The sequence below is a fragment of the Ruegeria sp. HKCCD4884 genome, assembly GCF_013110855.1.
Taxonomy (GTDB): Bacteria; Pseudomonadota; Alphaproteobacteria; order Rhodobacterales; family Rhodobacteraceae; genus Ruegeria.
On record NZ_WVRJ01000019.1, the window covers coordinates 34,412 to 58,614 of the forward strand.

The window sequence follows — 24,203 nt, forward strand, 5'->3', positions numbered from 1 at the left end:
GGAGACCTAAAAGTTATGGATGACGCGTTCAAACCGTCCCGCCGGGCCTTCCTGAAAGGCAGCGCTGCGGTCGCCGCAGGATCAGTTGCGGGTGCGGCAGCGGCGGACACGCCCGACCCACTGATAACAGAGCTTCAGGATTGGGCGTCTTACACGGGTGCCGGTGTTGATGAGTCACCTTATGGCATGCCGATCAGCTTCGAATCTCATGTCGTTCGGCGCAACGTGGAATGGCTGACCGCCTCTCCAATTTCGTCGATCAACTTCACACCGATCCACGCGCTTGATGGCACTATCACTCCGCAAGGATGCGCCTTTGAGCGTCACCATTCTGGTGCGATCGAGCTGCGCAAGGAGGATTATCGCCTGATGATCAACGGGCTGGTCGATCGCCCGCTTGTGTTTACTTATGAAGACATTGAGCGTTTCCCGCGCGAAAACCATGTGTATTTCTGCGAATGCGCGGCGAACACCGGTATGGAGTGGGCTGGTGCTCAACTCAATGGCGTCCAATTTACGCACGGCATGATTCATAACATGGAATACACCGGTATTCCTCTGCGCACGCTGTTGCAGGAAGCAGGCGCCGATATCTCACCAGACAAATGGGTCTATGTTGAAGGCGCAGACGCGTCATCAAATGGCCGCTCCATCCCGATGGAAAAAGCACTGGATGACGTGTTGGTGGCTTTCAAGGCAAATGGTGAAGCGCTGCGCATGGAACATGGATATCCGGTGCGACTGGTTGTTCCTGGCTGGGAAGGCAACATGTGGGTTAAGTGGCTGCGCCGCATTGAGGTCGTCGATATGGCGGTCGAAAGCCGCGAGGAAACATCAAAATACACTGATGTCTACGCCGATGGCATAGCCCAGAAATGGACGTGGGTGATGGATGCAAAGTCTGTCATTACTTCACCCAGCCCGCAAATGCCCATCAAACACGGACCGGGACCATTGGTCATTTCCGGGCTTGCCTGGTCAGGCCACGGGCAAATTACGCGGGTTGATGTGTCCAAGGACGGTGGGATCACCTGGGAGACGGCGCGTCTTGGCAAGCAGGGCGACAGCAAGGCTTTGACGCGTTTCTATCTCGATACGAATTGGGACGGAGCACCAATGTTGTTACAGGCCCGGGCGATAGACGAGACCGGCTATGTGCAGCCAACCAAAGACCAGCTACGCGAAAAGCGCGGAGAAAACGCGGTCTACCACAACAACTGTATCCAAACTTGGTACGTGAGCGCAGAAGGGATCGCTGAGAATGTCGAAGTCTCTTAGTCATGTTTTCCTGCCCGTATTTGGTGGCACAGCCTTGGTGCTTGCGGCAGCGTTGGTATTTGCCAATCGGAACTACGGCCAGTCGAAGATAGACACTTTGGAAACCCGGATAGGTCAGGTTGAAGCGCATGCAGCATCAGCTCTGGAAAACGCGCAAGCGGAGGCCAGTCGAGCGGCTGAACTCGAGACTAAAGTCGAAGAAATCCAAGCGGCCGCTGCGGAGCGGGTTGCAAATGGTGCGAACCTAACTGCACCAGCGCCCAGTCGCGACGGTACTATTGGGCTTGGACGTCCTGCAATGGAGGAAGAGATCGCTGCCTGGGACGTTGACATCTTGCCCGATGGGCGTGGCTTGCCGGTTGGATCAGGCGATGTCTGGACTGGAGAAGAAGTGTTTGTCGACCGGTGTGCGTCCTGTCACGGCGAGTTTGCCGAAGGCGCCGACAATTGGCCTGTTCTGGCCGGTGGATTCGACACGCTTGCCGACGAGGATCCTGTAAAAACCGTCGGGTCTTATTGGCCGCATTTGTCGACCGCTTGGGACTATATTTCCCGCTCAATGCCATTTGGTGAAGCGGGTACGCTGACGGCGGATGAGACCTACGCAATCGTCGCCTACATTCTATATTCCAATGACCTGGTGGATGACGATTTCGTTCTCAGCAATGACAACTTCGCCGAATTCGAGATGCACAACAAGGATGGGTTTGTCGTCGATACGCGACCTGAGACTGAGTACGCAGAATGGCGAAAAGAGCCCTGTATGGAGAACTGCAAAACAGAAGCCGGTGTTACTATGCGCTCTGTATTTCTGGTTGAGACGCCACCAGAAGGCGGTTCGAATTCGGTCATGAACGAAGCCAGCGCGGACGAGTTGCCGACGTTCACGGTGGAAGGGCCCTCGTTCATTCCGGCCGCAGCGCCAAAGCCTGAGGAAGAAGCCGCCGCAACACCGGCTGTTCAAGAAACCGACGAGGCTGACCAGACTACGGAACTGTTCGCAGCCGGTGAGAAGGTATTCAAGAAATGTAAATCCTGCCATCAGGTTGGTGACGGTGCAAAGGACAGTACGGGTCCGGCGCTGAACGGGGTTATAGGGGCCAACGCAGGGTCGGCTGAAGGGTTCAAATACTCCAAAGCTATGAAAACGGCTGCCGAGGCTGGCCTTGTTTGGACCGAAGAAGAAATGGCGGCCTTTCTGGCAAAACCCAAGGAGTACATGAAGGGCACACGCATGTCCTTTGCAGGGCTTAAGAAACCAGACGATATTGAAGCCGTGATCGTTTACCTCAAGTCGTTCGGAAGCTGATCATGCGCTGGTCGAACGTTTTGAAGTGCGCAGCGGTCATGGTTGCTTTCGCCCCATCCACCCACGCCACCGAAGACCTCGGCGACGCCGAAGCTGGGAAAAAAGTGTTCGCCAAATGCAAAGGTTGCCATCAGGTTGGCGAAGGAGCAGAGAACAAAATAGGCCCGCATCTAAACGGTGTTTTTGGTCGGAAAGCTGCAGGTCTCGAGGGGTTCAAATATTCCAAGAGTCTAGCGCGCGCGGGTAATTCGGGTCTGGAATGGCACGCTGACACTCTGTCCGCCTACATTGAAAACCCACGTGCATTTGCGTCAGGCACGAGGATGAGTTTTCGTGGATTGAAAGACCCGGAAGACCGAGCCAACGTGATCGCGTATTTGCGGGGGTTTTCAGACAATCCCCGTGATATCCCGGAAGCGGATCCAACCGCGAAAGGCACGGATCATTCGATCGATCCTGCCATCCTGGCGATACAGGGAGATCCTGAGTACGGCGCATATCTCAGCAGCGAATGTACAACGTGTCACCAGATTGAGGGAGGCGATGAGGGCATTCCTTCGATTGTGTATTGGCCTGACGAGGACTTTGTGGTCGCCATGCACGCTTACAAGGACAAACAGCGGCCACATCCGGTCATGCAAATGATCGCCGGGCGGCTGAGCAATGACGAAATCGCGGCATTGGCCGCATACTTCAATAATCCAGAGTAACAGTGTCTAAGGGGAGGAAACGCGATGACACTCAATAGACGAGTATTTCTTGGAGCTGCCGGGGTAGTGGCCGCTGGGCTATCTGCTCCGATGGTGCTGGCTCAAGGCAAGCCCCGTGTAGTGGTTGTCGGCGGCGGTGCGGGCGGTGCGACTGCCGCGCGTTACATAGCGAAGGACAGCAAAGGTGAGATTGACGTGACGCTGATCGAGCCGTCTCGAACCTACTACACCTGTTTCTTCTCAAACCTTTATTTGGGAGGTTTTCAGGAGCTGTCGGACATTGCCCACAGCTATGGCACGCTTGCCGCGAACTACGGTATCAACGTCGTGCATGATTGGGCCACTGGCGTCGACCGCGATGCAAAGACGGTGTCCTTGGCAGGTGGCGGATCAGTTCCTTATGACAAGCTGATCCTTAGCCCAGGAATCGACTTTGTTGATGGTGCGGTAGAAGGCTGGGACCTCTCGGCCCAAAATAAGATGCCGCATGCTTACAAAGCTGGTTCTCAGACAGAGCTTTTGAAAGCGCAGATCATGGCGATGCCCGAAGGCGGTACCTTCGCGATGGTCGCTCCTCCCAACCCGTACCGTTGCCCACCCGGGCCGTATGAACGGGTTTCAATGGTGGCGCACGTCCTGAAGGCAAACAACCCAACAGCAAAGATCATTGTAGCCGATCCGAAGCCGAAATTCTCGAAAATGGCTTTGTTCCAAGAAGGCTGGGGAAACAACTACGAAGGAATGGTCGACTGGATCGGCGAAGATTTCGGCGGTGGCAATGTATCCGTGAATCCGGATGCAATGACGGTGACTATCGACGGCGAAGAGACAAAAGTCGATGTCTGTAATGTGATCCCAGCGATGAAAGCAGGTCGAATTGCGGAAATGGCGGGAGTAACCGATGGCAACTGGGCACCAGTTAACGCTGCGGACATGTCTTCCAAAGCCGATCCGGACGTTTATATTCTTGGTGATGCCAGCCAGCAGGGTGACATGCCGAAATCCGGTTTTTCGGCAAACAGCCAGGCAAAGGTCTGTGCGAATGCGATACGAGGTGCGTTGACCGGGTCTAAAGTATTCCCGGCCAAGTTCTCGAACACATGCTGGTCGCTGATCGATACCAATGATGGCGTTAAGGTTGGCGCAACCTATGAGGCGACGCCAGAAAAGATCGCGAAAGTCGATGGCTTTATCAGTCAAACCGGTGAAGATGCCGATTTGAGAAAAGCGACTTACGAAGAGTCACTGGGTTGGTACGCCGGTATCACGTCGGACATGTTTGGTTGAGGCAATCGGGGGCTTTGACCGGTGTCAAAGACCCTGATGATCAATCTGAGAAAATGCGGTTCATGAGGAGGACTAAAAACATGAAACACTTTATCGCCGCAGCCGCGTTTTCCACTGTTCTGGCGAGCCAAGGGCTTGCAGAAGAGATCATTACTATACCCTTCGACGGCAGTTTTGATGATGCAACGTTCGCCGTCGAGTCCGCTATTGTGGGACAGGGACTAGTCATCGACTATGTAAGCCACGTCGGCGACATGTTGAATCGAACAGGCGCTGACGTCGGCAGCGACAAACAGATATTTGCAGCTGCAGACATCTTCATCTTCTGCTCGGCAAAAATCTCGCGTGAAGTGATGGAAGCAGACCCGATGAATATTGGCTTCTGCCCCTATGGGATTTTTGTAGCCGAAGGCGACGATGGCGTGATGGTTGGATACCGAAGCTATCCTGATGGACCAATGCAAAAAGTTCAGGCCCTGTTGTCCGGGATCGTAGAAGAAGCCGTTGGGAACTGAAATGAACTATCAGCAGTTTTTTCGTGGTCAACTCGACCAGCTTAAGGAGGAAGGGAACTACCGGGTCTTTGCGGATCTCGAAAGGAAGCGTGGCGCGTTCCCGACAGCGCGTAGCTACGCGGAAAATGACCCCGAGAAAGTCACTGTTTGGTGCTCAAATGATTATCTGGGGATGGGTCAGCACCCCAATGTTATTGCAGCAATGCACAAGGTGATCGATGAGGTTGGTGCTGGAGCGGGAGGAACGCGGAATATCTCTGGAACGACCCACCAGCATGTTTTGCTGGAGCAAGAGCTTGCTGACTTGCATGGCAAGGACGCTGCGTTGCTGTTTACGTCCGGTTACGTTTCGAACTGGGCCGCGCTGGGAACTCTGGCGTCTCGCATTCCGGGCATCACAGTCTTATCTGACGAGTTAAACCATGCGTCGATGATCGAAGGAATTCGCCACAGTCGTTGCCAAAAGCGTATCTGGAAACACAATGATTTAGCCGACCTTGAAAGGCACCTTGCTGAACTGCCTGCCAATGCACCGAAGCTCATTGCGTTTGAGAGCGTCTATTCAATGGATGGCGATATTGCACCAATTGCCGAAATCTGTGATCTGGCCGATCGCTATAGCGCGATGACCTATTTGGATGAGGTTCACGCCGTAGGGCTTTATGGACCGCGCGGCGGAGGCATTGCCGAACGCGAAGGCCTGATGGAAAGGCTAACCGTCATCGAGGGGACGTTGGGCAAAGCATTCGGCGTAGTTGGCGGATACATCGCCGCGTCGAAAGAGCTTGTCGACTTTGTGCGATCCTTCGCCAGCGGGTTTATCTTCACCACTGCTTTGCCTCCCGCCGTGGCCGCAGGAGCTGCCGCTTCTGTTCGGCACCTGAAGCAAAGCAATTCGGAACGACATTTGCACCAGCAGCGCGTGCGAGAGGTGCGAGAAAAGCTGGACGGTCTGGGCATTCCGCATACACCGAACCCAAGTCACATAATTCCGGTCATGGTCGGCGATCCGGTCAAGTGTCGCTTCATCTCTGACGTGCTGATGCGTGACTATGGAATTTACATCCAGCCGATCAACTATCCAACCGTCCCCAAGGGAACGGAACGTTTACGGATTACACCTTCCCCAGTGCATTCCACCGCCGACGTGGATCGACTGGTGTCTGCTTTGGGTGAGCTATGGACGCAATGCCAATTGGCGCGCAGGCCAATGGCCGCTCAATGACAATGGCAACTTGACCGAAGACAAGGACGCGCAAGCAACCAAGTGAGAGTCTCTGTTGATGGAAAGGCTCATCGATTTGTTGGGAGACCCTGGCGCTTTGGCATTTGCCGGTGCGTTTGTCGGTATCTTGTTCGGTGTGACGGCCCAGAAGTCTCACTTTTGTTTGAGAGCGTCGACCATCGAAGTCGCCGAAGGCGAGCTTGGTCCTCGCCTGGCTGTCTGGCTGATCGCTTTTACCGCAGCGCTCACCTTAGTGCAGGCGTTTGTCGCGTTTGAGTGGTTAGACCTTTCCGAGACACGCGCGATTGCGTCGACGGGCAGCCTCAGCGGCGCAATACTTGGCGGGGCGATGTTCGGCGTTGGCATGGTGTTGGCGCGTGGGTGTGCATCTCGCCTGTTGGTATTGGCCGCCTGCGGTAATCTGCGCGCCCTGATTACAGGATTGGTTTTAACCTTAGTGGCTCAGGCGACCTACACGGGCGTTCTTAGTCCCGCCCGAGAATTACTTTCCGGGATCTGGACTGTCTCAGGTGGCACCTCGAGAGACCTTTCAGAAATACTTGGATTTTCACCAGTGGTTTATACAGCCGTTGCAGTATTGGGATTGGTGTCGGCAATTGCATTCGCATTCCACCGGAGAGTCGTGCCAATCAGGATCGTAACAGCCGCAGGAGTTGGCGTGGCGGTGGCGCTTGGCTGGTTAATGACATTTGCCATCGCGCAAGCATCATTTGAAGTCGTTCCTGTTTCGTCAGTCACGTTCACCGGACCGGCTACGGATACACTGATGGCGTTGGTTGCCGAGCGAAACGTCGTGTTGTCCTTCGGTATCGGCCTTGTTCCAGGCGTAGCAATTGGTGCCGCAGGCTCGGCCCTAACTGCAGGGGAGTGGAAGATCGAACGTTTTGGTCCGGATGCTCCGATGGAGCGCTACCTTGTTGGAGCTGTCCTCATGGGGTTTGGAGCCATGCTGGCCGGAGGTTGCGCCGTGGGTGCAGGGCTTTCAGGAGGGTCCGCCCTGTCATTGACGGCTTGGCTTGCCGTTTTCTTCATGTGGGTTGGAGCGATCAGCGCGCATAGGTTAATGCGCCGAATTCCTGTTCCTCAAACGTCCTGAGTTATTCGAATTCCATCTGCTCAAATACCCGCCCGGCATTTTTTGTCGCCAGTTCCTCAAACGTGTCCAAATGGGCATACGGTGACTGATCGACATAGTAAGCCTCTGCCAGATCGCCGCCGGCATCCATGTGCTCTTGGATCTTGCCGCGCAGGTAGACTAGGTAGTCGCGTGTATAACGGCGCACCTGATCCATGTTCGTCGGATGACCATGTCCGGGGATGACATATTTGGCTCCCAAAGCTTCGAACTCGTTGTCCCATGTTTCAAGCCAATCCGCCGTATAGGTCTCTTGAAAGATCGGTAGCATTCGCTCGTGAAACGCCATATCACCCGCGATAACAAGGCTTTGGTTCGGCAGCCAAATCGAGATATCGCCGGGACTATGGGCCGGCCCGAGATATTTGGCCTCAATCCGGAAATCACCCATTTCAACCACGTATTCATCCTCGAAGGTCTCGGTTGGGCCTGCCAGGAAGGTTCTTTCCGCCTTGTCCTGGTTGTACCGCTGCATTCCTTCAAGGATCTGTGGGCCGTATTCCTCGAATTCAGCCGCAGCATCCGAATGGGCGATGATCGGAATACCCAGCTCTGACCAGTAGGCGTTGCCAAGCATCGCGTGCCCCTGACCATTCTCGTTGAAGACAAACTTAACCGGCTGATCCGTGATTGCCTGAATTTCCTGGTGAAGCGCTTCGGCAAGCACATAAGCCGCGCCGCCGTTTATGACGATCACGCCATCTCCGGTAACTATGAAGCTGAGGTTGTTGTTGTGACCAGAGTTCTCGTAGGTCGGCGGGGCGGTTGCGCCAATAGCGGAATAGACCCCGGGGATGTACTCGACCGGTTCGGAATACAGCACACTTTGCGGGTATTGGTCTGCAATATCCTCGCTTGCCCAAGCTGGTGTGGCTAGGGCCAAGAAAATCACCAGCGATCGCATCATTATTGTTCTCCAATGAACTTATAAGCAGACCCAGTCTTCTCGATCCGGCCGATTCCACCATTCGGCAGGTGGAAACCAATTATTTTCATTTGCTCGTGTGAAATCTGATCCAGCAGTGAAATCCGAGTTGCCGCCGCCGCCTGCGGATCCTGATCCGTACCGCTGTGCCAGTCGGGACGTTCAAAAGCTACGTGTGGATTTCCCAGCGCGTCGCCGACAATCATCACGGATTCACCGCCGCTGCGAATTTCAAACGCCATGTGACCGGGAGTGTGTCCAAAGCTCGCGCGTGCGGCAATACCGGGAAGGATCTCTTGCCCGTCGTCAAAGAACGCGACCTGATCCTCAATTGCTTCCATGCGCCGTTTTGCGCCTACTGCGAATGCAGCGCGATCTTCTCCAATGGTATCCACCGTTGAGGGGTTCCACCAATAATCCCACTCACTACGGCCAAAGTGATGCATGGCGTTGGGGAACAGAAGGTCGTCGAAATCATCCAAAACGCCCCAAATGTGATCCGGGTGCGCATGGGTGAAGATCACGTGCGAGATATCTTCGGGCGACAGGTCGGTTGTTTCAAGAGCCTTCAGAAGCTTACCAGAAGTGGGCATGAAATCTGGCCCAGCTCCCACATCGAACAGCACGGAGTTTTGATCATCTTTATAAAGTGCCACGTTGCACTCTGGCTCGTACTTGGTCGCGTCCACCTTGTAGTTGTCCAAAAGCTGCCTGAGCTCTTCCTTCGGCATGGCGCCAAAGACCATTTCCGAAGGCAATGACAGGTACCCATCTGACATGGTTGTAATCCGAGCAGAAGCGCCGAGTTGTAACTCTGCCCACCCGATCTTGGATTGAACTCCAAGCGCTGCGATACACGTGGCGCCATACAAGAATCTGCGTCGTGAAAACTCATTTCGATCCATTAACAATCAATAAAATGAATATATTGATTTGTAAATGACGTAAGGTGGGGTCTTTCCAGAAGAACTAGAGTTGAGGCGGGCAGGGGCTTTCGCGCCATTTTCTCTATGAAATAAAAATCGCCAATCAAGCACCTCAAGACCAGCTCCAATGTCATTCGCCTTGCGGTGGAGCTGTATACAGGTGTCATGTCCTTTGCAATTTGCTCGTCGCTCGATGTCTGCTCTGTCCGCATGCCGGTCGTTCAGCAGATTTCTGCGAACGTCTGCTGCCGTTCAATGCAGACTTTCAGGCGAAAATTCTCGGAATGACCACCAACAATGACCGCTATCCGTTCCTAAGCCGTCTTCTGACTTAAAGACTCAGATGACTGCCTTGAGCCCGAAGCAGACCTCAATCGGCTGGTGGTTTGCGCCCCGTTATCAGTTCGAAGCGACGCTCAACACTGTCGCGCGCTTGTCTGGATTTTTTAGGGAACCAAAGAGTGTGCTGCGCACTTTCGTAAACAAGAAACAGACGCACTCGTTCTTCTAGGTCATCGCCCGCAAATCCCATTTCGGCAAACAATTCTGCGACGAACTCATAGCGAAGGCGATCAACCTCGCGGACTTTTTCCGCGACCGCCGGCTCTTGCGCCGCCCAACTCCGAAAGGCGATGTCGTACTTGTCCAGACGATTGTCGCGGATCAGCCGCATGAGATACAGCAGCCGACGATCAGCAGACAATTCCTGCCCATCAACATTTGCGTTCGTTTGCTCTGTGAACGTTTGCGCCCAAAAATCGACAAGGGCAAAGACGAACTCATCGCGGTTTTTGAAGTGGTGGTAGAAACTACCGCGCGTGACTCCTAGCGCCTTAGCAATATGCTCTGTCCTAAGCTTAGCCTGACCCTCTTTTGATAGCACCTCAATTGCTGTCGCCAGCCATGCGTTGCGATTGTATCGAGTTTCAAGTTCGATCTTAAGCATTCGTCTGCCTTGTTTTTGGGCACGGTATCACAGTACCAGATCACATCCTATATACGAAAGTGTTTTGAGCATACATAAGTGCATGGTATTTCAAGGTAGGCACTCTTTCGAATCTATTTGAAGGCTCTGATAATGACGCGACAGACTCGACTGAATTTGATGGCAGCTACTTTTGCTTGCGCAGTTGCAATACCCTGCGCGGCATCTGCGCAAGACCGACCAAACATTCTCCTCGTTGTGGCTGATGATCTTGGTTTTTCGGATACCGGCCCCTACGGCGGTGAAATATCGACGCCTACAATAGATGCACTTGCCGAGCAGGGAACGCTTTTCACCGATTTCCACGCTTCGGTGTCCTGTTCTCCTACGCGCTCTATGCTCATGTCCGGCAACGACAATCACGTCGCAGGTTTGGGTCAGATGGCCGAAATCCTTGCCCCGAACCAAGTCGGTCAACCTGGGTATGAAGGTCATCTCAATGATCGCGTGGCCTCGATGGCCGAAGTGCTGCGTGACGCAGGCTACAAGACCTACATGGCCGGGAAATGGCACCTGGGACATGAAAAAGGGTCACTGCCGCACGACCGGGGCTTTGACGAGACCTTGACCTTGCTCGTTGGTGGCGCAAGCCACTGGAACGACCGGCTCGGCATTAATCCGGGAGATGACCCGGCAGAATACGCGATGAATGGGGAATTTCTCGAGGAACTCCCTGCCGATTTCTTTTCCAGCCGCTCCTATACAGACCATTTGATGGACCTGATCCGATCAGGCCGTGACGATGATCGCCCCTTCTTCGGCTATCTGGCCTTCACCGCGCCTCACGATCCGGTTCATGCACCTGAACCCTGGCACTCGATGTATCGCGGAGTGTATGACGAAGGGTACGAAGTGCTTGAGCGGCAACGCTGGGAGAGCGCCCGGACTTTGGGCATTCTGCCGGAGGACGCAGACCTCGCCCCCATGGCCCCGATCGTGGAACGCTGGGACGAACTGAGCGACGACAGGAAGGCGGCCGAAGCCCGCGCGATGGAGATTTATGCGGGCATGGTCACCAATATGGACTATCACTTGGGCCGAATGCTCGATTTCCTGACCGACATTGGAGAAATAGACAACACGCTGATCATCTTCCTCTCCGATAACGGGGCAAACCCCTGGTTCTCGTCAGATTACCCCGGCGCAACAGAACCGGAGTTTGCGGATCAGTTCGACAACAGCCTTGGCAATATCGGTCATCCGGGGTCAAACGTCGCCTACGGATCAGGCTGGGCGGGGGCCTCGTCCGGGCCGCTCGACCGGTTCAAGATGACCGTCGGCGAAGGCGGGATGCGTGTGCCGTTGATCATCGCGGGGCCCGGCATTTCATCCGGCGAGCGAACTGATGCCTTCGCATACGTCTGGGACATTCTTCCGACCGTCATGGAACTCACCGGTGCCACTTACCCTGCGGACAAGGAGCAGCCACGCGGGCGGTCCATGATGCCGCTGCTCACGGGTGACACCGATGCTCTCTACGGTGAAGATGAACTGGTCGGCGGCGAAATGGGCGAAGGCAAATGGATGCGGCAAGGAGCGTTCAAAGCTGTGACAATTCCCGCACCGTATGGCGATGGTAACTGGCGTCTTTTCAATGTTGAAACCGATCCCGGCGAAGCAAACGATCTGTCCGCTGAGATGCCTGACCTGCTTAGCGAGCTGAGAGCCGCTTACGACGCCTATGCAGAAGAGGTAGGCGTTATTCCAGCCGAGCAATGATGCTTTGTAGGAACACAATACAGGGGCGGTGCCAACCTGAACGCCCCATTTTAGTAAGGTCATTTGTGTGGCAGCTTTGTCCGCACAGCGGTCATTGGCACAAAGCGTAGCGAATGCCTGCTTTCCGCCCTTTGTGTAGAATACTAACTGTCGAGAGCAGAGATATCGATGGTTTAAGCCCCCCGCCCTTCCTTGGCTGTACCTGTCATCAACTCGTTGCCCATAGGCTGGAAATTGGAGTCGCAAACATGTTGTCTGCGAAGGGTACAACCTGATCGTGGTCGTAGAGAACGAGCCCCTGGATGAATTTGTTACCACACGCCTCTGCCAATCTACGCATCCCGGAAAAGTCGCTGGAGGTAACTGTCGCAGATGACTTCACCTCGATCCCAACGATCTCGCCACGCCTGTTTTCAAGAACGATATCTACCTCGTTTCTGTCTTTGTCGCGGAAATGCGAAAGCGTGCAACGTTGTTCACTCCAGGTGGCTATCTTACGCAACTCGCTGAACACAAATGTTTCCAGGATCGACCCGAAGGGTGTTTTGTCCTTTTTGACAGTGTCCGGAGAAATGCTGCGCATGGCTGCTAGAAGGCCTGCATCCAAGAAATGCAACTTGGGGGATTTGGTCAGGCGCTTCAGGCGATTGGTGAACCACGGCTGCAAACTGTGCACGAGAAAGAGGTTTTCAAACACTCGTACGTATTTCTGAGTGGTCACGTGATTCAGACCTATGGCAGCACCGATCCCCGAGTAATTGACCAGTTGACCAGAATGCTCCGCCAGAACTCCCAGTAGTTTTGGCATGATTGCGAGCTGTTCGATCTGGGCCACATCGCGAACGTCTCGTTGTACAATCGCATCAAGATAATCATGATACCAATCCTGCTTTCGCCCCCATCGTTTCCGTCCAAGAGCCTCGGGGTAGCCACCAGAAAGAACTGTCTCAACAAGTTCATCCCCAATGACCGGCTTGTCTACGACGGGGGCTTTGGCTTCGAATGCCCGGTCGATAAAACCCGATTTCGTTTCTAGGATTTCCGTCTGGCTGAGAGGTAGGAGACGGACAATTTCCATTCGCCCGGCAAGAGAGTCCGCGACCTGCGGAATGGTCATTAGGTTGGCGGAGCCGGTCAGCAGAAACCTCCCTGCCCTTTTGTCATCATCCACCGTTTTCTTGATTGCCAGAAGGAGGTCGGGTGCTCGCTGAATCTCGTCGATAACCGCCCGGTCCAGCCCGCGAACAAAACCGACCGGATCATCTATAGCTGATTGCAATACGGTCGCATCGTCCAATGTCAAAAAGGGAACTTTGTCAGAGGCGATTTCTGTTGCCAGAGTTGTTTTGCCAGACTGCCGAGGTCCGGAGATCAGAACAACACGCGTGTCGGACAACGCTTCTTCTATTCTGGTTTTAGCAAATCTTGGATACATGTTTGAGAGACTTCTCTTCGTCCGATTGAAAGTAAGGGATCGACCAATTGAAAGTCAATATCCGACCAACTGAAATCGAAGACCCTGAAAACTGAAAGCACTGCTTGAGCTTTACCATCACAACAAGTGAACTTTTTTAGTGGTTTCTTTCAGTAGACAGGTCGAGATTTTTTCACATTGGCCTTTGTTGCCAACAAGGCCGTTGGTCTCATTTCACCACTTTCCATCTTTACCAAAAGAGAAATCACACAAGAGCCATGAGACCATTTCTTCTCGGCGCGCTGAAAGACATTTCCCAGAACCATGAAGCGTATAGCTGGGCCACGTGCTGATTTCATCGCATACCCGGTTTGGTCAAATCGAAGATACTTTGCGACATTCTCCATAAGCCAATCGTAATGTCCCTGATCCTTTGCAAAGCGTAGTTAGGAGCGGTTCCGTTGCAATCTTTTGACCATTGACTTTGTTACCACCTTGAAACGCAGCCCGCGTTTCAAGGTTGTTTCAATCTATCCAAGATTTTCGAATACACCAGGCTCCAGTTCTTCCCAAAACGCAAAGATCGCCGTTGCGTTTAATCCTGACCTCCACCCATGTGCGCGGAAGTGTTCGCGATCCAGATCGTCGGTTAGGCCAGACAGAAACAACCTCTTGTCCGCATCGCGCTGGGTCGGGTTTCGCCGCGAAACCACGCCTTCTTTCACCCCAACAGATCCGCCGCGGGGTTTTCTGCAATGTCCACGTCATCGTAATATTTCTGCGCCTGCGCCATGGAGCGGTGCAGGGAGAGGCGCATGGCCGCCTGAATCGGGGCACCGTCGAGCGCGGCCTGGGTCAGAAACCCCGAGCGCAGCCCATGGGGTGAGGCGAAATCATCCGGCAGTCCGGCCAGTTTCAGCCGGTGCTTGACGATCTGCGCAATCGCGTCAGGGCTAAGGCGCCGTTTCAGCACCCGATCGGCTTTTGAGATCGGACGAAACAGCGCCCCGTCGCGGATTTCACCGACCTCGATCCAATACACCAGCGCCTGTGCCGCACGGCCCTTCAGGACCAGCCGTGGGGTTTCACCCTTGCTCGTGGTTTTGGTTTCCAGCGGCGAGATCCAGATCAGACGTTCCTTGCCGAATGCTTTCAGGCTGACATCCTCGCGCATCAACCCAGTGATCTCAGACCTCCGTCGCCCGCCACTGGCCCAGCCCAGCATCAGGATCGCCCGGTCGCGGCAGTCCCGGCGGCTGCCCCGGCAGGTGGCCAGCAATTGCTCCAGCACATCGCGGGTGATCGGGTGCTGCGATTTTGGAGTAGGGGGCCGGGCGGCGGCGAGGCGCGCCTTGGCGCGGGCCTGTTTGACCTGTGGCGCGTCGAAGGGGGAGGGGAGGTTCTTCATCCGGTGGAAGGCCAGCCAGGAGGCGATGCGTCGGTCCAGCGTTGACGGGGCTGGGCAAGCCAGCGACTTGCGCAGCCGCTGAGCAATCAGCGCTTCTGCGGTTTCGCGCGCCACATCCGTTTCTGGTGCGTCGTCCAGATTGCGGGCGTGATCTAGAATGAAGACAAGGGCGGTGGCCTCGGATTCCGGCCAATCCAAAGCTGACCCGAAGCGCGCTGATTTCCACGCGGTCACGTAAAGCAGATCCCGCTCATAGGCCCTGAGCGTATTGGCTGGCGTGCCGCGGACATAAAGGTCTGTCAGCGCGTCCTGATCGGCTTGAGACAGGGCAGGGGAGGCGGCGGGAAGATAGGGCGCTGTTGGTGTCATGGGCGTTATTCTGCGCGGTTTTCCCGGTAAAATCAATCAGTACCGATAAGGGATACTTATCGAGTGTGATAGAGGCTTTTGAACTCATCTGAAGTAATGAGCGAAACGCCCTGTTTTTGCGTGTAAGGCAGTTTTCCGAACAACCGCAAACTTTGCAACGGAACCGCTTGGAAACTGTATTTACGAGGTGTTCTGATTAGCCCAATTTCACTGAGATTTGAGGAGTGCGCTTGCATGTTTTAAATATCTGAACAATCTGCGAGTAGGTTTGTGGTCGTTTACAGATCACTTGAGAAATGCCGATCCATCTTAATGAACCCGCATGAGAGATCAGGAGGCCAGATGGCGCAGTCACACGATCCCGAGCAGCCCGTTGCCCTGTCGCAGGACCCGCACAAGCTTCGGGACAGCGGCGAAAAGAACCTGGAAACTGCGATTGGGCGCGAGATCAAGGCCCTGCGTGTGCAACAGGGCACAACGATTGCTGAATTGGCGGCACTGACCGGTCTGTCCATCAGCATGTTGTCCAAGATTGAAAACGGCGCGACATCCGCGTCGCTGACGACGCTGCAGTTGCTGGCAAACGCGCTTAGCACTCCGATCACTTCATTCTTTCGTCGGTATGAGGAAACGCGCAATGCCGTACATACCAAGGCTGGTGAAGGGGTCGAAACCGACAGGGCCGGTACACGAGCCGGGCATCAATACAATCTTCTAGGCCATTTGGGGGCCAATGCCAGTGGCGTGGTTGTCGAACCCTACCTGATCACGCTGACAGAAGAATCGGACAGGTTCCCAACCTTTCAGCACGACGGAATCGAAATGTTGTACATGCTCGAAGGTGAGGTGGATTACCGTCATGGTGACGATATCTATTCGCTGAAACCGGGAGACACGCTGTTTTTCGACGCAGACGCGGCGCACGGGCCCGAGGTTTTGGTGAAACTTCCTGCCAAATATCTTTCCATCATCTCTTATCCGCAAACGAGTTGATGCGTCTTGCATCGTCCCGACAAGCCCGAGGTGCGTCTTTCGCACACGCTGTGTCGTGCCTGTGGTTTAGGCACAAATATTTTCCCACCAGGAAAAAATATTTCTTGAAGTTGTTTTTTGATTTTTGGCCTGCTAGCGTTCCTCACGACGAAATTTCGGAGGGCAAAAGCCATGTGCGGAATTGTTGGCCTTTTTTTGAAAGACAGGGCATTAGAGCCTGAGTTGGGTTCAATGCTGACGGACATGCTGGTCACGATGACGGACCGTGGCCCGGACAGTGCAGGTATCGCGATATATGGGGCAGAGGCGGACGGCGCAGTCAAGCTGACCGTGCAATCCGACACGCCAGAGGCGGATTTTGCGACCCTTGCCGTGGATCTTGGGGCCGCCATTGGTGCCGAAGTGACCCTGCGCGCAAATTCCACGCACGCGGTTCTGGAGCTGGCCGGTGACAAGGCTGACCAAGCTCGCCAAGCGGTGCGAGAATTACGTCCGGGTTTGCGGGTGATGTCGGATGGCGCGGCCATCGAGATTTACAAAGAGGTTGGCTTGCCCCGCGATGTGGCCGACCGGTTCAGCCTGTCCGCCATGAGCGGCAGCCACGGAATAGGTCACACCCGCATGGCCACCGAATCCGCCGTGACCACCGAAGGCGCACACCCGTTCAACACCGGCGCGGATCAGTGCTTGGTCCACAATGGCTCTTTGTCTAACCACAATGTGCTGCGCCGGAAGCTGAAACGCGAGGGTGTTCGGGTTGAATCCATGAATGACACCGAGGTTGGTGCAGCTTATCTGACGTGGAAAATGCAGAACGGTTCAACGCTGGGTGAGGCGCTGGAGAGCAGTCTTAAGGACCTCGATGGCTTCTTCACCTTTGTTGTGGGCACCAAAGATGGGTTCGGGGTAGTGCGCGATCCCATTGCCTGCAAGCCCGCAGTGATGGCCGAGACTGATCAATACGTGGCTTTTGGTAGCGAATACCGCGCGTTGGTCAATCTGCCCGGTATCGAAGACGCCCGCGTCTGGGAGCCCGAGCCCGCCACTGTCTATTTCTGGAGCCACTGAGATGCAGACCTATGATGTTGCAGAAAACGGCCTGCGGGGTTTGAATGCGGCCCTACAGGCGCAAAGCTACGAAACGAACCAAACCAGTTGGGAAGTGCAGAATCCAAAAGGCAGCCACGCGATTGCCGTGGGTTTGGACGCACCGATTGAAGTGACCGTCAAAGGCTCGACCGGGTACTATTGCGCAGGGATGAACCAACAGGCGACCATCCGGGTTGAGGGCTCGGTTGGGCCGGGAGTGGCCGAAAACATGATGTCTGGCACCGTTGTCGTGGAAGGCGACGCCAGCCAATATGCGGGCGCGACCGGGCATGGTGGGCTTCTGGTGATCAAAGGCAATGCCAGCTCGCGCTGCGGGATTTCGATGAAAGGCATCGACATCGTTGTGCATGGCAATATCGGCCATATGTCCGCGTTCATGGCACAAGCAGGCAATTTGGTTGTGTGCGGCGATGCAGGCGATGCGCTTGGAGACTCGCTGTACGAAGCACGGCTGTTTGTGCGTGGCTCGGTCAAGAGCCTGGGCGCGGATTGCATCGAGAAAGAGATACGGCCGGAACATCTGGAGCTGCTGGCCGATCTGCTGGAGCGTGCCGGGGCCAACGCCCGGCCGGAGGAGTTCAAGCGCTATGGCTCGGCCCGTCAGCTTTACAACTTCGACGTCGACAACACAGCGGCCTACTGAGGACACGGGAATGAAAGAGACAAAGAACAGCATCCCCCGTACCATGCCGATCCAGTCGGCGACTTTCAGCAACCCGATCAACGCGGAAATCCGCAGGGCAGCGGCCACCGGCATCTATGACATTCGTGGTGGTGGGGCGAAACGCAAGGTGCCGCATTTTGATGACCTGCTGTTTCTGGGGGCGTCCGTCTCGCGTTATCCGCTGGAAGGGTACCGTGAGCGGTGCGATACCTCGGTGACGCTCGGTACACGCTTTGCCAAGAATCCGATCCAGCTGGATATCCCGATCACGATCGCGGGTATGAGCTTTGGGGCATTGTCCGGCCCGGCAAAAGAGGCTCTGGGTCGGGGTGCTTCGATGGCTGGGACGTCAACGACCACCGGTGACGGTGGCATGACACCCGAAGAGCGCGGGCACTCGTCCAAGCTGGTCTACCAGTACCTGCCATCGCGCTATGGTATGAACCCCAACGATCTGCGCGAAGCCGACGCCATCGAGATTGTCGTGGGGCAGGGGGCCAAGCCGGGCGGTGGCGGCATGCTGCTGGGTCAGAAGATCAGCGATCGCGTGGCTGAGATGCGCACGCTGCCCAAAGGGATTGACCAGCGTTCGGCCTGTCGTCACCCGGACTGGACCGGGCCGGATGATCTGGAGATCAAGATCCTCGAACTGCGTGAGATCACCGGCTGGCAGGTGCCGATTTATGTGAAGGTTGGCGCGACGCGGCCCTATTATGACACTGCGCTGGCGGTGAAAGCCGGGGCCGATGTCGTGGTGATGGACGGGATGCAGGGCGGCACCGCTGCCACGCAGGATGTGTTCATCGAACATGTCGGCATTCCGACGCTGGCCTGTATCCGCCCTGCTGTTCAGGCGTTGCAGGACCTGGGTGTGCACCGCGAGGTGCAACTGGTGATCTCGGGCGGCATCCGCACCGGGGCCGATGTGGCCAAGGCGATGGCCTTGGGCGCGGACGCGGTGGCCATCGGTACGGCAGCCCTGATCGCTTTGGGCGACAATGACCCGAAATGGGAGGCTGAGTATCAAAAGCTGGGCACAACCACCGGGGCCTATGACGATTGGCACGAAGGGAAGGACCCTGCGGGCATCACCACGCAGGATCCGAAACTGGCTGCGCGTCTGGATCCGGTCGAGGCCGGTCGTCGCCTGCGCAACTATCTGAAGGTGATGACCTTGGAGGCGCAGACCATCGCACGCGCCTGCGGTCACAATCACCTGCACAATCTGGAGCCCGAGGACCTCTGCGCCTTGACGATGGAGGCGGCTGCGATGGCCAAAGTGCCGTTGGCGGGCACCGACTGGTATCCGGGCAAAGCCGTGTTCTGAACTGCAAACAATACGAAGGCGCGACCCAAAAGGGCGGCGCCTTTCTTCTTTGAACCAACTGGGAAAGGGAAGGTGACCATGACAACAGATCTGGCAGCTTTCGCCAAGGAAAAAGGCGTCAAGTATTTCATGATTTCGTTCACCGATCTGTTCGGTGGGCAGCGGGCCAAATTGGTTCCTGCGCAAGCGATTGCCGACATGCAAGAGGAAGGAGCGGGTTTCGCGGGCTTCGCCACCTATCTCGACATGACCCCGGCGCATCCCGACATGCTGGCTGTGCCTGACCCGTCTTCGGTCATCCAACTGCCGTGGAAACCCGAGGTCGCCTGGGTTGCCGCCAACTGTGTGATGGAAGGCGAGGATGTCGCCCAAGCACCCCGCAACGTCTTGCGCCGCCTGATCTACGAGGCGGCCGCCGAGGGCATGCATGTGAAAACCGGTATCGAGGCCGAATTCTTCCTACTGACCCCAGATGGTGAACAGATCAGCGACCCGTTCGATACCGCCGAAAAGCCCTGTTACGACCAGCAGGCGGTGATGCGCCGCTATGACGTGGTGCGCGAGATTTGCGACTACATGCTGGAACTGGGCTGGGGTCCGTATCAGAACGACCACGAGGACGCCAACGGCCAGTTCGAGATGAACTGGGAATTTGATGATGTTCTGAAGACCGCCGACAAACACTCCTTCTTCAAGTTCATGACCAAATCGGTGGCCGAGAAGCACGGCTTCCGCGCCACCTTCATGCCCAAACCGGTCGAGGGGCTGACTGGCAATGGTTGTCACGCCCATATCTCGGTCTGGGATGCGCCGGGCGCGGACGCGAAGACCAACGTATTTGCAGGAGAAGGCGACGGTCCTACCGGTGAGCTGGGCCTGAGCGAGAAGGGCAAGCATTTCCTCGGCGGGATCATGAAGCACGCCGGTGCGCTGGCGGCGATCACCAACCCGACCGTGAACTCCTACAAACGCATCAACGCGCCGCGCACGATGTCAGGTGCCACATGGGCTCCGAATACCGTAACATGGACGGGCAACAACCGCACCCATATGGTTCGCGTTCCCGGGCCGGGCCGGTTCGAGCTGCGCCTGGCCGATGGCGCGACTAACCCGTATCTGCTGCAGGCGGTGGTCATTGCGGCAGGTCTGTCGGGCATTCGGTCAAAGGCCGATCCGGGCCGTCGCTATGACATCGACATGTATGCGGAAGGCCACACCGTGGACGATGCACCGAAACTGCCGCTGAACATGCTGGATGCGCTGCGTGAATATGACAAGGATGGCGCATTGAAAGAGGCGATGGGCCTGGAATTCTCCGCTGCCTACCTGAAAATGAAACATCAGGAGTGGAACTCTTTCGTCAGTCATTTCTCACGCTGGGAAAAAGAGCACACGTTGGATGTCTAGGGGCAGGCTCAGAGGATTTTGTCTACGCATGACCAGATCAACCAGATCTTCCGCCCCCGCCGTTGTCAACTCACCGCAACTTCATACCGCCACGCCCGTTCCGATGCATTCAGCCTATTGCCCGATCCCGATCGAAATGGTCAGGCGGAAATTCCTCAACAACATCTTTGAACAGGATTACCGTTTCATCAAACGAAGGAACAGAGCCATGCTAGGATTCAAATCTTTTGCTTCAGTCGCATCTGTCTTTGCAAGCGTAGAACCAATCAACATGATCCGAAAAGGTTAATTCACGCCCGCACTCCGTCTTTTTCAGCACTTCGCCCAACTGGCAGCGTAAAGCCTCTCTAATCAAATCGACTTAGACTATCCCATTAGCGCCGATGTCAAACAAGTTTGCATAAGATCCTGTGGTCGTCAGCAAGTATGGGGCAGCGCATGATCTGGCGTCAGCGCATGCCTGGATCATAGCGCGACGAAATGGCGACGGAAAGAAGCGTCGAGGGCAGCTCGATCAGCTCTGCGGGGCCGTGCGGGGCCATAGCATCAAAAATAAGCGTATCGCCAGGCTTCAACGGGAAATGTCGTTCGCCATGCCGATAGATGATGTGACCTGACATCATGTAGATGAATTTGTAGCCTTCTTCTTGAAAAGTGGAATAGGCCTCCGCTTCGGTATCATAGGTCACAAAGAATGGTTCAATCGCAATGGATTGACCGGTGTTATGCCCCAGCATTTCATAAAGATGCCCGGCGCGTGCACCGCGTTTGTCAACCTTCATGCGCTGTTCGGCAGGAACGAAGGACACATAGCGGCTCTTTTCGATCCGGTGGAAAAACATAGAGATCGGGACGTTTAACGAATCAGCAATCGACAAAAGGGTTGAGATGGACGGAGCCACCTTGCCCAGCTCGATTTTCGTTAACATGCCGGCGGTAATCTCGGCACGGCGCGCCAATTCAGCACCGGTCAAGCCGCGCTCCTTTCGCCAGAACCGCACCTCATTGCCGATCATTGCTTTGTTATCTCCGGGGCGGATGCCGCCGGGTTCTGTTGTATTGACAACCGCGCGGTCTACGAGGTTGTCGGGTTCTAAGGTTTCGTCCGTCATGGCGCGAAACTAACGGGATTGAGCGCTCTTGGACAGAGGCGTCATGACACAGAATCAACGACCAGTTTGGCAAGGTGCAAAGTGCCCTTGTCCCAATATGGAGCAAAACGCCCACCATCATAGCCATCTGCGCGGCGCCCAACCTGCATTAGGCGGCAGACTTCATCATCTTCGCCGTTTAGGTCTAAGTAGTACTGAACACGTTGATCCAGCACGTCTGCAAAGTCTGGATCAGATGCCGCGCCGCCCGCGACATATATGTGCAACTTGACCTGCGTGCGGTCATGCGCCAGCGGTTTGTAGTCCCAAAAGAGCAACATGGCAGGGTGGTAGCTGACGCATAGCGCCGGAAAAAGGTGCCCCATGAAGGAAGAGGTTTTCGCTGCACCGGTAAGGTTCTGTGCTATGGGCAGCGCCTCGTTTTCGAGCGTACTTTCGTCATATCCCCACCGGCAATAGATCAGGTTCCGATCCGTCAACATGCCTGTACGGGCTTGCTCGTCCATCATCTTGTTCAATGTCGGGTGAACCGCAAAGACGTGATAGACGTCTGACCAGTTTTCCACTGTGAGTTTCCAATTGGAATCGAATGTACCTTTGACGGTGCGGGCATATTCGAACTGGCTCAGATCAAAGCCTTCGGCCTGTTCTATTAAAGGATCCAGATGCTCTGCCAGTGGACCGGCGTTGCCGTCGAGATTGACGAAAATCGCGTCATGCCAGGTTTCGCACCGAACGGGGAAGAGGCTGGGGCAATTTGGGTCTTCGGCTTTTCCCTTTGCGTGTTTGCCGGGACCATCAAAATGCGCCCGACCGCGCAGCGGTCCGTTTAGCTCAAAGGTCCAGGCGTGATATTTGCAGGCGATCACGCGCGCGCTTGCTCGGTCTTCCGTAACAATCTGCGCGCCGCGATGCGGGCAGACGTTGTAGAAAACCCGAACTTCTCCGTCTTTGCCGTGAACAAGGATCAGCGGCTGATCCGCGATGTCGACCATTTTGATATCGCCGAAGTTCGGGATTTCGCTTTTCCGCCCGGCGAAGACCCAGTGACGGCGAAAGAGGGTTCTGTTTTCCAGATCGAGAAAACCAGGCGACGTGAAGGCTTCATTCGGAAGGCCGCGGGCTGTTTCGATCGGGTTCTGGATATTGTCCAAAACCTCTTGCGAGAAATGTTGTGTCATTAGGTTCTCCCAAGTTTCGTTCAACTAGTCGCCTTGAACGGTATGCGTGTCATGTGCACCTCACTCCGCGGCGTGTCGCGTGTCTAACGCCGTAATGGCTTCTAGTATCCAGCGATTGATATTTTGCGGCACAGGTTCGTGTGCTGCCATGTAGCGATTGGCGGTGAACGTCTGCGCGCTGATGTTATTGTGCACGGCCTCGACCGCGATCTTGTCTTCGACCAGCGTATCTTCCCAGATCTTGCACCAACCCTCGACACGATCAGGATCGGCATCGTCTTCGGCGAGGATGTCCCAGATCACATGCGTTGTGCCGGGGTCGATCACGCGCATCTGATGGACCAGCATGATGTCGTCTTGTTGGGTCACAAAGAAGCCTGGGAAGAGGTGCAAGTGCTTGTTCCATGTCACCTGTAGCTGGTTTGCGGCGCGCTGCGGCTTGGGCGGAAAGTAGTAGCTGACTACACGGTCCCGGATCAGACATTCGTAATCGCCTTGCTCAACGGCATAGGCGTCGTTGAAGGACGTACCGTGCACGTGGGGACAGTGAAAGCACTCTAGCGTGTTGTCGTACCAGATCTTCCAATTGGCCTTCGCCGTGCTTTCGTAGCGGCGATGGTGCGTGTCGGCGTCCGGATCAAGGTTGAAGTCTCGTTTGGTCGCGATCTCACGAAAGTCGGGGAAATGTTCGGCCAAAGGGGTGGTCTCTGGATCGGGTGAGACAAAAACCATAGGGCCCCAGATTTCTAGGCGGAGAGAGGTCAGACTGAATTCCGATTTGTCAAAGTCGCGCTCAGCCTCGCTGCCCGGCGCACCCCGTAGGCGGCCGTCCAGCTCGTAAGTCCAGCCATGATAGGGGCAGCTGAGCAGCCGGTGATTGCCGTCTTTCTGACACACCGGGTGCCCCCTGTGGCGGCAGACATTGATCACGGCGTGTAGTGCGCCATCCCGGCTTTTGGTCACGACGACCGGAATGCGCCCGGCATGGCCAAGGATCACGTCCCCGGGTTCTTTCAGCCGGTGAACTGTCCCGACATAGTACCAACCGCGATCAAAAATGGCTGCCTGTTCGCGCGCAAACCAATCGCTGTCGGAATAGCTGACGACGGGCAGGCCCCAGCCATTTTCGACGGCTCGTGATAAGGATTCGAGATCTTTTAAGGTGTGATCAATCACGTAGTTC

Annotated in this window: 21 protein-coding genes and 2 pseudogenes; 14 read left to right on the forward strand and 9 right to left on the reverse strand. The window is 55.5% G+C overall.

The window, feature by feature from the left end; translation table 11 throughout:
* The first annotated feature begins 15 nt into the window (after window positions 1-15).
* The 7 genes from soxC to GS636_RS20975 all read left to right on the forward strand — a co-directional run bounded on the left by soxC (window position 16) and on the right by GS636_RS20975 (window position 7,441).
* Complete coding sequence (gene soxC / locus GS636_RS20945) at window positions 16-1,278, forward strand: sulfite dehydrogenase (protein WP_171672343.1); 1,263 nt, start codon at window positions 16-18, stop codon at window positions 1,276-1,278.
* Window positions 1,262-2,587, forward strand: coding sequence for a c-type cytochrome (locus GS636_RS20950; protein WP_171672346.1), 1,326 nt, complete (start codon window positions 1,262-1,264; stop codon window positions 2,585-2,587). The genes soxC and GS636_RS20950 overlap by 17 nt, the downstream gene beginning before the upstream one ends.
* A 38-nt stretch (window positions 2,588-2,625) precedes the next feature.
* Window positions 2,626-3,297 (forward strand): c-type cytochrome, encoded by a 672-nt coding sequence (locus GS636_RS20955; protein ID WP_171672432.1) that lies wholly within the window; start codon window positions 2,626-2,628, stop codon window positions 3,295-3,297.
* A gap of 24 nt (window positions 3,298-3,321) precedes the next feature.
* Entirely contained in the window at window positions 3,322-4,584 is a 1,263-nt protein-coding gene (locus GS636_RS20960; RefSeq protein WP_171672348.1) for an NAD(P)/FAD-dependent oxidoreductase, read from the forward strand.
* A gap of 80 nt (window positions 4,585-4,664) precedes the next feature.
* Window positions 4,665-5,099: a DUF302 domain-containing protein gene (locus tag GS636_RS20965; RefSeq protein ID WP_058276423.1), complete on the forward strand. Its 435-nt coding sequence runs from the start codon at window positions 4,665-4,667 to the stop codon at window positions 5,097-5,099.
* Window position 5,100: 1 nt separating this feature from the next.
* Entirely contained in the window at window positions 5,101-6,324 is a 1,224-nt protein-coding gene (gene hemA, locus GS636_RS20970) for a 5-aminolevulinate synthase (RefSeq protein ID WP_171672351.1), read from the forward strand.
* A 58-nt stretch (window positions 6,325-6,382) separates the two neighbouring features.
* Window positions 6,383-7,441, forward strand: coding sequence for a YeeE/YedE family protein (locus GS636_RS20975; protein WP_371808760.1), 1,059 nt, complete (start codon window positions 6,383-6,385; stop codon window positions 7,439-7,441).
* Between the two features lies 1 nt (window position 7,442).
* Here GS636_RS20975 and GS636_RS20980 read toward each other — a convergent pair whose 3' ends face one another.
* The 3 genes from GS636_RS20980 to GS636_RS20990 all read right to left on the reverse strand — a co-directional run bounded on the left by GS636_RS20980 (window position 7,443) and on the right by GS636_RS20990 (window position 10,277).
* The gene (locus GS636_RS20980; RefSeq protein ID WP_171672356.1) at window positions 7,443-8,387 is read right to left on the reverse strand and encodes an MBL fold metallo-hydrolase; all 945 of its coding nucleotides are present in this window, start codon (window positions 8,385-8,387) and stop codon (window positions 7,443-7,445) included.
* The gene (locus GS636_RS20985) at window positions 8,387-9,184 is read right to left on the reverse strand and encodes an MBL fold metallo-hydrolase (protein WP_253762947.1); all 798 of its coding nucleotides are present in this window, start codon (window positions 9,182-9,184) and stop codon (window positions 8,387-8,389) included. Before GS636_RS20985 ends, GS636_RS20980 begins: the two co-directional genes overlap by 1 nt.
* Before the next feature lie 517 nt (window positions 9,185-9,701).
* Window positions 9,702-10,277 (reverse strand): TetR/AcrR family transcriptional regulator, encoded by a 576-nt coding sequence (locus GS636_RS20990; protein WP_171672360.1) that lies wholly within the window; start codon window positions 10,275-10,277, stop codon window positions 9,702-9,704.
* 159 nt (window positions 10,278-10,436) lie between these two features.
* Here GS636_RS20990 and GS636_RS20995 point away from each other — a divergent pair, with 159 nt between their 5' ends.
* Entirely contained in the window at window positions 10,437-12,035 is a 1,599-nt protein-coding gene (locus GS636_RS20995; RefSeq protein WP_171672363.1) for a sulfatase-like hydrolase/transferase, read from the forward strand.
* Window positions 12,036-12,243: 208 nt separating this feature from the next.
* On the opposite strand, the gene GS636_RS21000 is transcribed toward GS636_RS20995, so the two are convergent.
* From GS636_RS21000 to GS636_RS21010, 3 genes and pseudogenes are all read right to left on the reverse strand, one after another.
* Window positions 12,244-13,470 carry an ATP-binding protein gene (locus GS636_RS21000; protein ID WP_171672366.1) on the reverse strand — a complete coding sequence of 409 codons (1,227 nt, stop codon included), beginning with the start codon at window positions 13,468-13,470 and terminating at the stop codon, window positions 12,244-12,246.
* 509 nt (window positions 13,471-13,979) lie between these two features.
* Window positions 13,980-14,168, reverse strand: a pseudogene (locus GS636_RS21005) (replication initiation protein); the annotation flags it as partial.
* A gap of 2 nt (window positions 14,169-14,170) precedes the next feature.
* The gene (locus tag GS636_RS21010) at window positions 14,171-15,226 is read right to left on the reverse strand and encodes a tyrosine-type recombinase/integrase (RefSeq protein WP_171672368.1); all 1,056 of its coding nucleotides are present in this window, start codon (window positions 15,224-15,226) and stop codon (window positions 14,171-14,173) included.
* A 342-nt stretch (window positions 15,227-15,568) separates the two neighbouring features.
* Here GS636_RS21010 and GS636_RS21015 point away from each other — a divergent pair, with 342 nt between their 5' ends.
* The 6 genes and pseudogenes from GS636_RS21015 to GS636_RS21040 form a co-directional block, all read left to right on the forward strand.
* A complete protein-coding gene (locus GS636_RS21015) occupies window positions 15,569-16,219 on the forward strand; it encodes a helix-turn-helix domain-containing protein (protein ID WP_171672371.1) in 651 nt (216 codons plus the stop codon).
* Between the two features lie 171 nt (window positions 16,220-16,390).
* Complete coding sequence (locus tag GS636_RS21020; protein WP_171672373.1) at window positions 16,391-17,287, forward strand: glutamine amidotransferase family protein; 897 nt, start codon at window positions 16,391-16,393, stop codon at window positions 17,285-17,287.
* 1 nt (window position 17,288) lies between these two features.
* A complete protein-coding gene (locus GS636_RS21025; RefSeq protein ID WP_171672376.1) occupies window positions 17,289-17,972 on the forward strand; it encodes a GXGXG domain-containing protein in 684 nt (227 codons plus the stop codon).
* Between the two features lie 10 nt (window positions 17,973-17,982).
* Window positions 17,983-19,320, forward strand: a complete 1,338-nt coding sequence (locus GS636_RS21030; RefSeq protein WP_171672378.1) for an FMN-binding glutamate synthase family protein — start codon at window positions 17,983-17,985, stop codon at window positions 19,318-19,320.
* A 78-nt stretch (window positions 19,321-19,398) separates the two neighbouring features.
* Window positions 19,399-20,727 carry a type III glutamate--ammonia ligase gene (gene glnT, locus GS636_RS21035; RefSeq protein WP_171672381.1) on the forward strand — a complete coding sequence of 443 codons (1,329 nt, stop codon included), beginning with the start codon at window positions 19,399-19,401 and terminating at the stop codon, window positions 20,725-20,727.
* Window positions 20,728-20,845: 118 nt separating this feature from the next.
* A pseudogene (locus GS636_RS21040) lies at window positions 20,846-21,016 on the forward strand (DDE-type integrase/transposase/recombinase); the annotation flags it as partial.
* Between the two features lie 160 nt (window positions 21,017-21,176).
* Here GS636_RS21040 and GS636_RS21045 read toward each other — a convergent pair.
* Genes GS636_RS21045 through GS636_RS21055 form a run of 3 tightly spaced genes read right to left on the reverse strand, consistent with a single transcriptional unit; the run spans window position 21,177 to window position 24,196 of the window.
* On the reverse strand, window positions 21,177-21,839 hold the full coding sequence (locus tag GS636_RS21045; protein ID WP_171672383.1) for an XRE family transcriptional regulator: 663 nt from the start codon (window positions 21,837-21,839) through the stop codon (window positions 21,177-21,179).
* A gap of 41 nt (window positions 21,840-21,880) precedes the next feature.
* Window positions 21,881-23,020, reverse strand: a complete 1,140-nt coding sequence (locus GS636_RS21050; RefSeq protein WP_171672386.1) for an aromatic ring-hydroxylating dioxygenase subunit alpha — start codon at window positions 23,018-23,020, stop codon at window positions 21,881-21,883.
* Between the two features lie 60 nt (window positions 23,021-23,080).
* Window positions 23,081-24,196, reverse strand: coding sequence for an aromatic ring-hydroxylating dioxygenase subunit alpha (locus GS636_RS21055; protein WP_171672389.1), 1,116 nt, complete (start codon window positions 24,194-24,196; stop codon window positions 23,081-23,083).
* Between the last annotated feature and the right edge of the window lie 7 nt (window positions 24,197-24,203).

Excerpts from the sequence above, each read along its gene's own strand:
- soxC (WP_171672343.1), top strand. The coding sequence starts at position 16 with ATGGATGACGCGTTCAAACCGTCCCGCCGGGCCTTCCTGAAAGGCAGC.
- GS636_RS20950 (WP_171672346.1), top strand. The coding sequence starts at position 1,262 with ATGTCGAAGTCTCTTAGTCATGTTTTCCTGCCCGTATTTGGTGGCACA.
- GS636_RS20955 (WP_171672432.1), top strand. The coding sequence starts at position 2,626 with ATGGTTGCTTTCGCCCCATCCACCCACGCCACCGAAGACCTCGGCGAC.
- GS636_RS20960 (WP_171672348.1), top strand. The coding sequence starts at position 3,322 with ATGACACTCAATAGACGAGTATTTCTTGGAGCTGCCGGGGTAGTGGCC.
- GS636_RS20965 (WP_058276423.1), top strand. The coding sequence starts at position 4,665 with ATGAAACACTTTATCGCCGCAGCCGCGTTTTCCACTGTTCTGGCGAGC.
- hemA (WP_171672351.1), top strand. The coding sequence starts at position 5,101 with ATGAACTATCAGCAGTTTTTTCGTGGTCAACTCGACCAGCTTAAGGAG.
- GS636_RS20975 (WP_371808760.1), top strand. The coding sequence starts at position 6,383 with ATGGAAAGGCTCATCGATTTGTTGGGAGACCCTGGCGCTTTGGCATTT.
- GS636_RS20980 (WP_171672356.1), bottom strand. The coding sequence starts at position 8,387 with ATGATGCGATCGCTGGTGATTTTCTTGGCCCTAGCCACACCAGCTTGG.
- GS636_RS20985 (WP_253762947.1), bottom strand. The coding sequence starts at position 9,184 with ATGTCAGATGGGTACCTGTCATTGCCTTCGGAAATGGTCTTTGGCGCC.
- GS636_RS20990 (WP_171672360.1), bottom strand. The coding sequence starts at position 10,277 with ATGCTTAAGATCGAACTTGAAACTCGATACAATCGCAACGCATGGCTG.
- GS636_RS20995 (WP_171672363.1), top strand. The coding sequence starts at position 10,437 with ATGGCAGCTACTTTTGCTTGCGCAGTTGCAATACCCTGCGCGGCATCT.
- GS636_RS21000 (WP_171672366.1), bottom strand. The coding sequence starts at position 13,470 with ATGTATCCAAGATTTGCTAAAACCAGAATAGAAGAAGCGTTGTCCGAC.
- GS636_RS21010 (WP_171672368.1), bottom strand. The coding sequence starts at position 15,226 with ATGACACCAACAGCGCCCTATCTTCCCGCCGCCTCCCCTGCCCTGTCT.
- GS636_RS21015 (WP_171672371.1), top strand. The coding sequence starts at position 15,569 with ATGGCGCAGTCACACGATCCCGAGCAGCCCGTTGCCCTGTCGCAGGAC.
- GS636_RS21020 (WP_171672373.1), top strand. The coding sequence starts at position 16,391 with ATGTGCGGAATTGTTGGCCTTTTTTTGAAAGACAGGGCATTAGAGCCT.
- GS636_RS21025 (WP_171672376.1), top strand. The coding sequence starts at position 17,289 with ATGCAGACCTATGATGTTGCAGAAAACGGCCTGCGGGGTTTGAATGCG.
- GS636_RS21030 (WP_171672378.1), top strand. The coding sequence starts at position 17,983 with ATGAAAGAGACAAAGAACAGCATCCCCCGTACCATGCCGATCCAGTCG.
- glnT (WP_171672381.1), top strand. The coding sequence starts at position 19,399 with ATGACAACAGATCTGGCAGCTTTCGCCAAGGAAAAAGGCGTCAAGTAT.
- GS636_RS21045 (WP_171672383.1), bottom strand. The coding sequence starts at position 21,839 with ATGACGGACGAAACCTTAGAACCCGACAACCTCGTAGACCGCGCGGTT.
- GS636_RS21050 (WP_171672386.1), bottom strand. The coding sequence starts at position 23,020 with ATGACACAACATTTCTCGCAAGAGGTTTTGGACAATATCCAGAACCCG.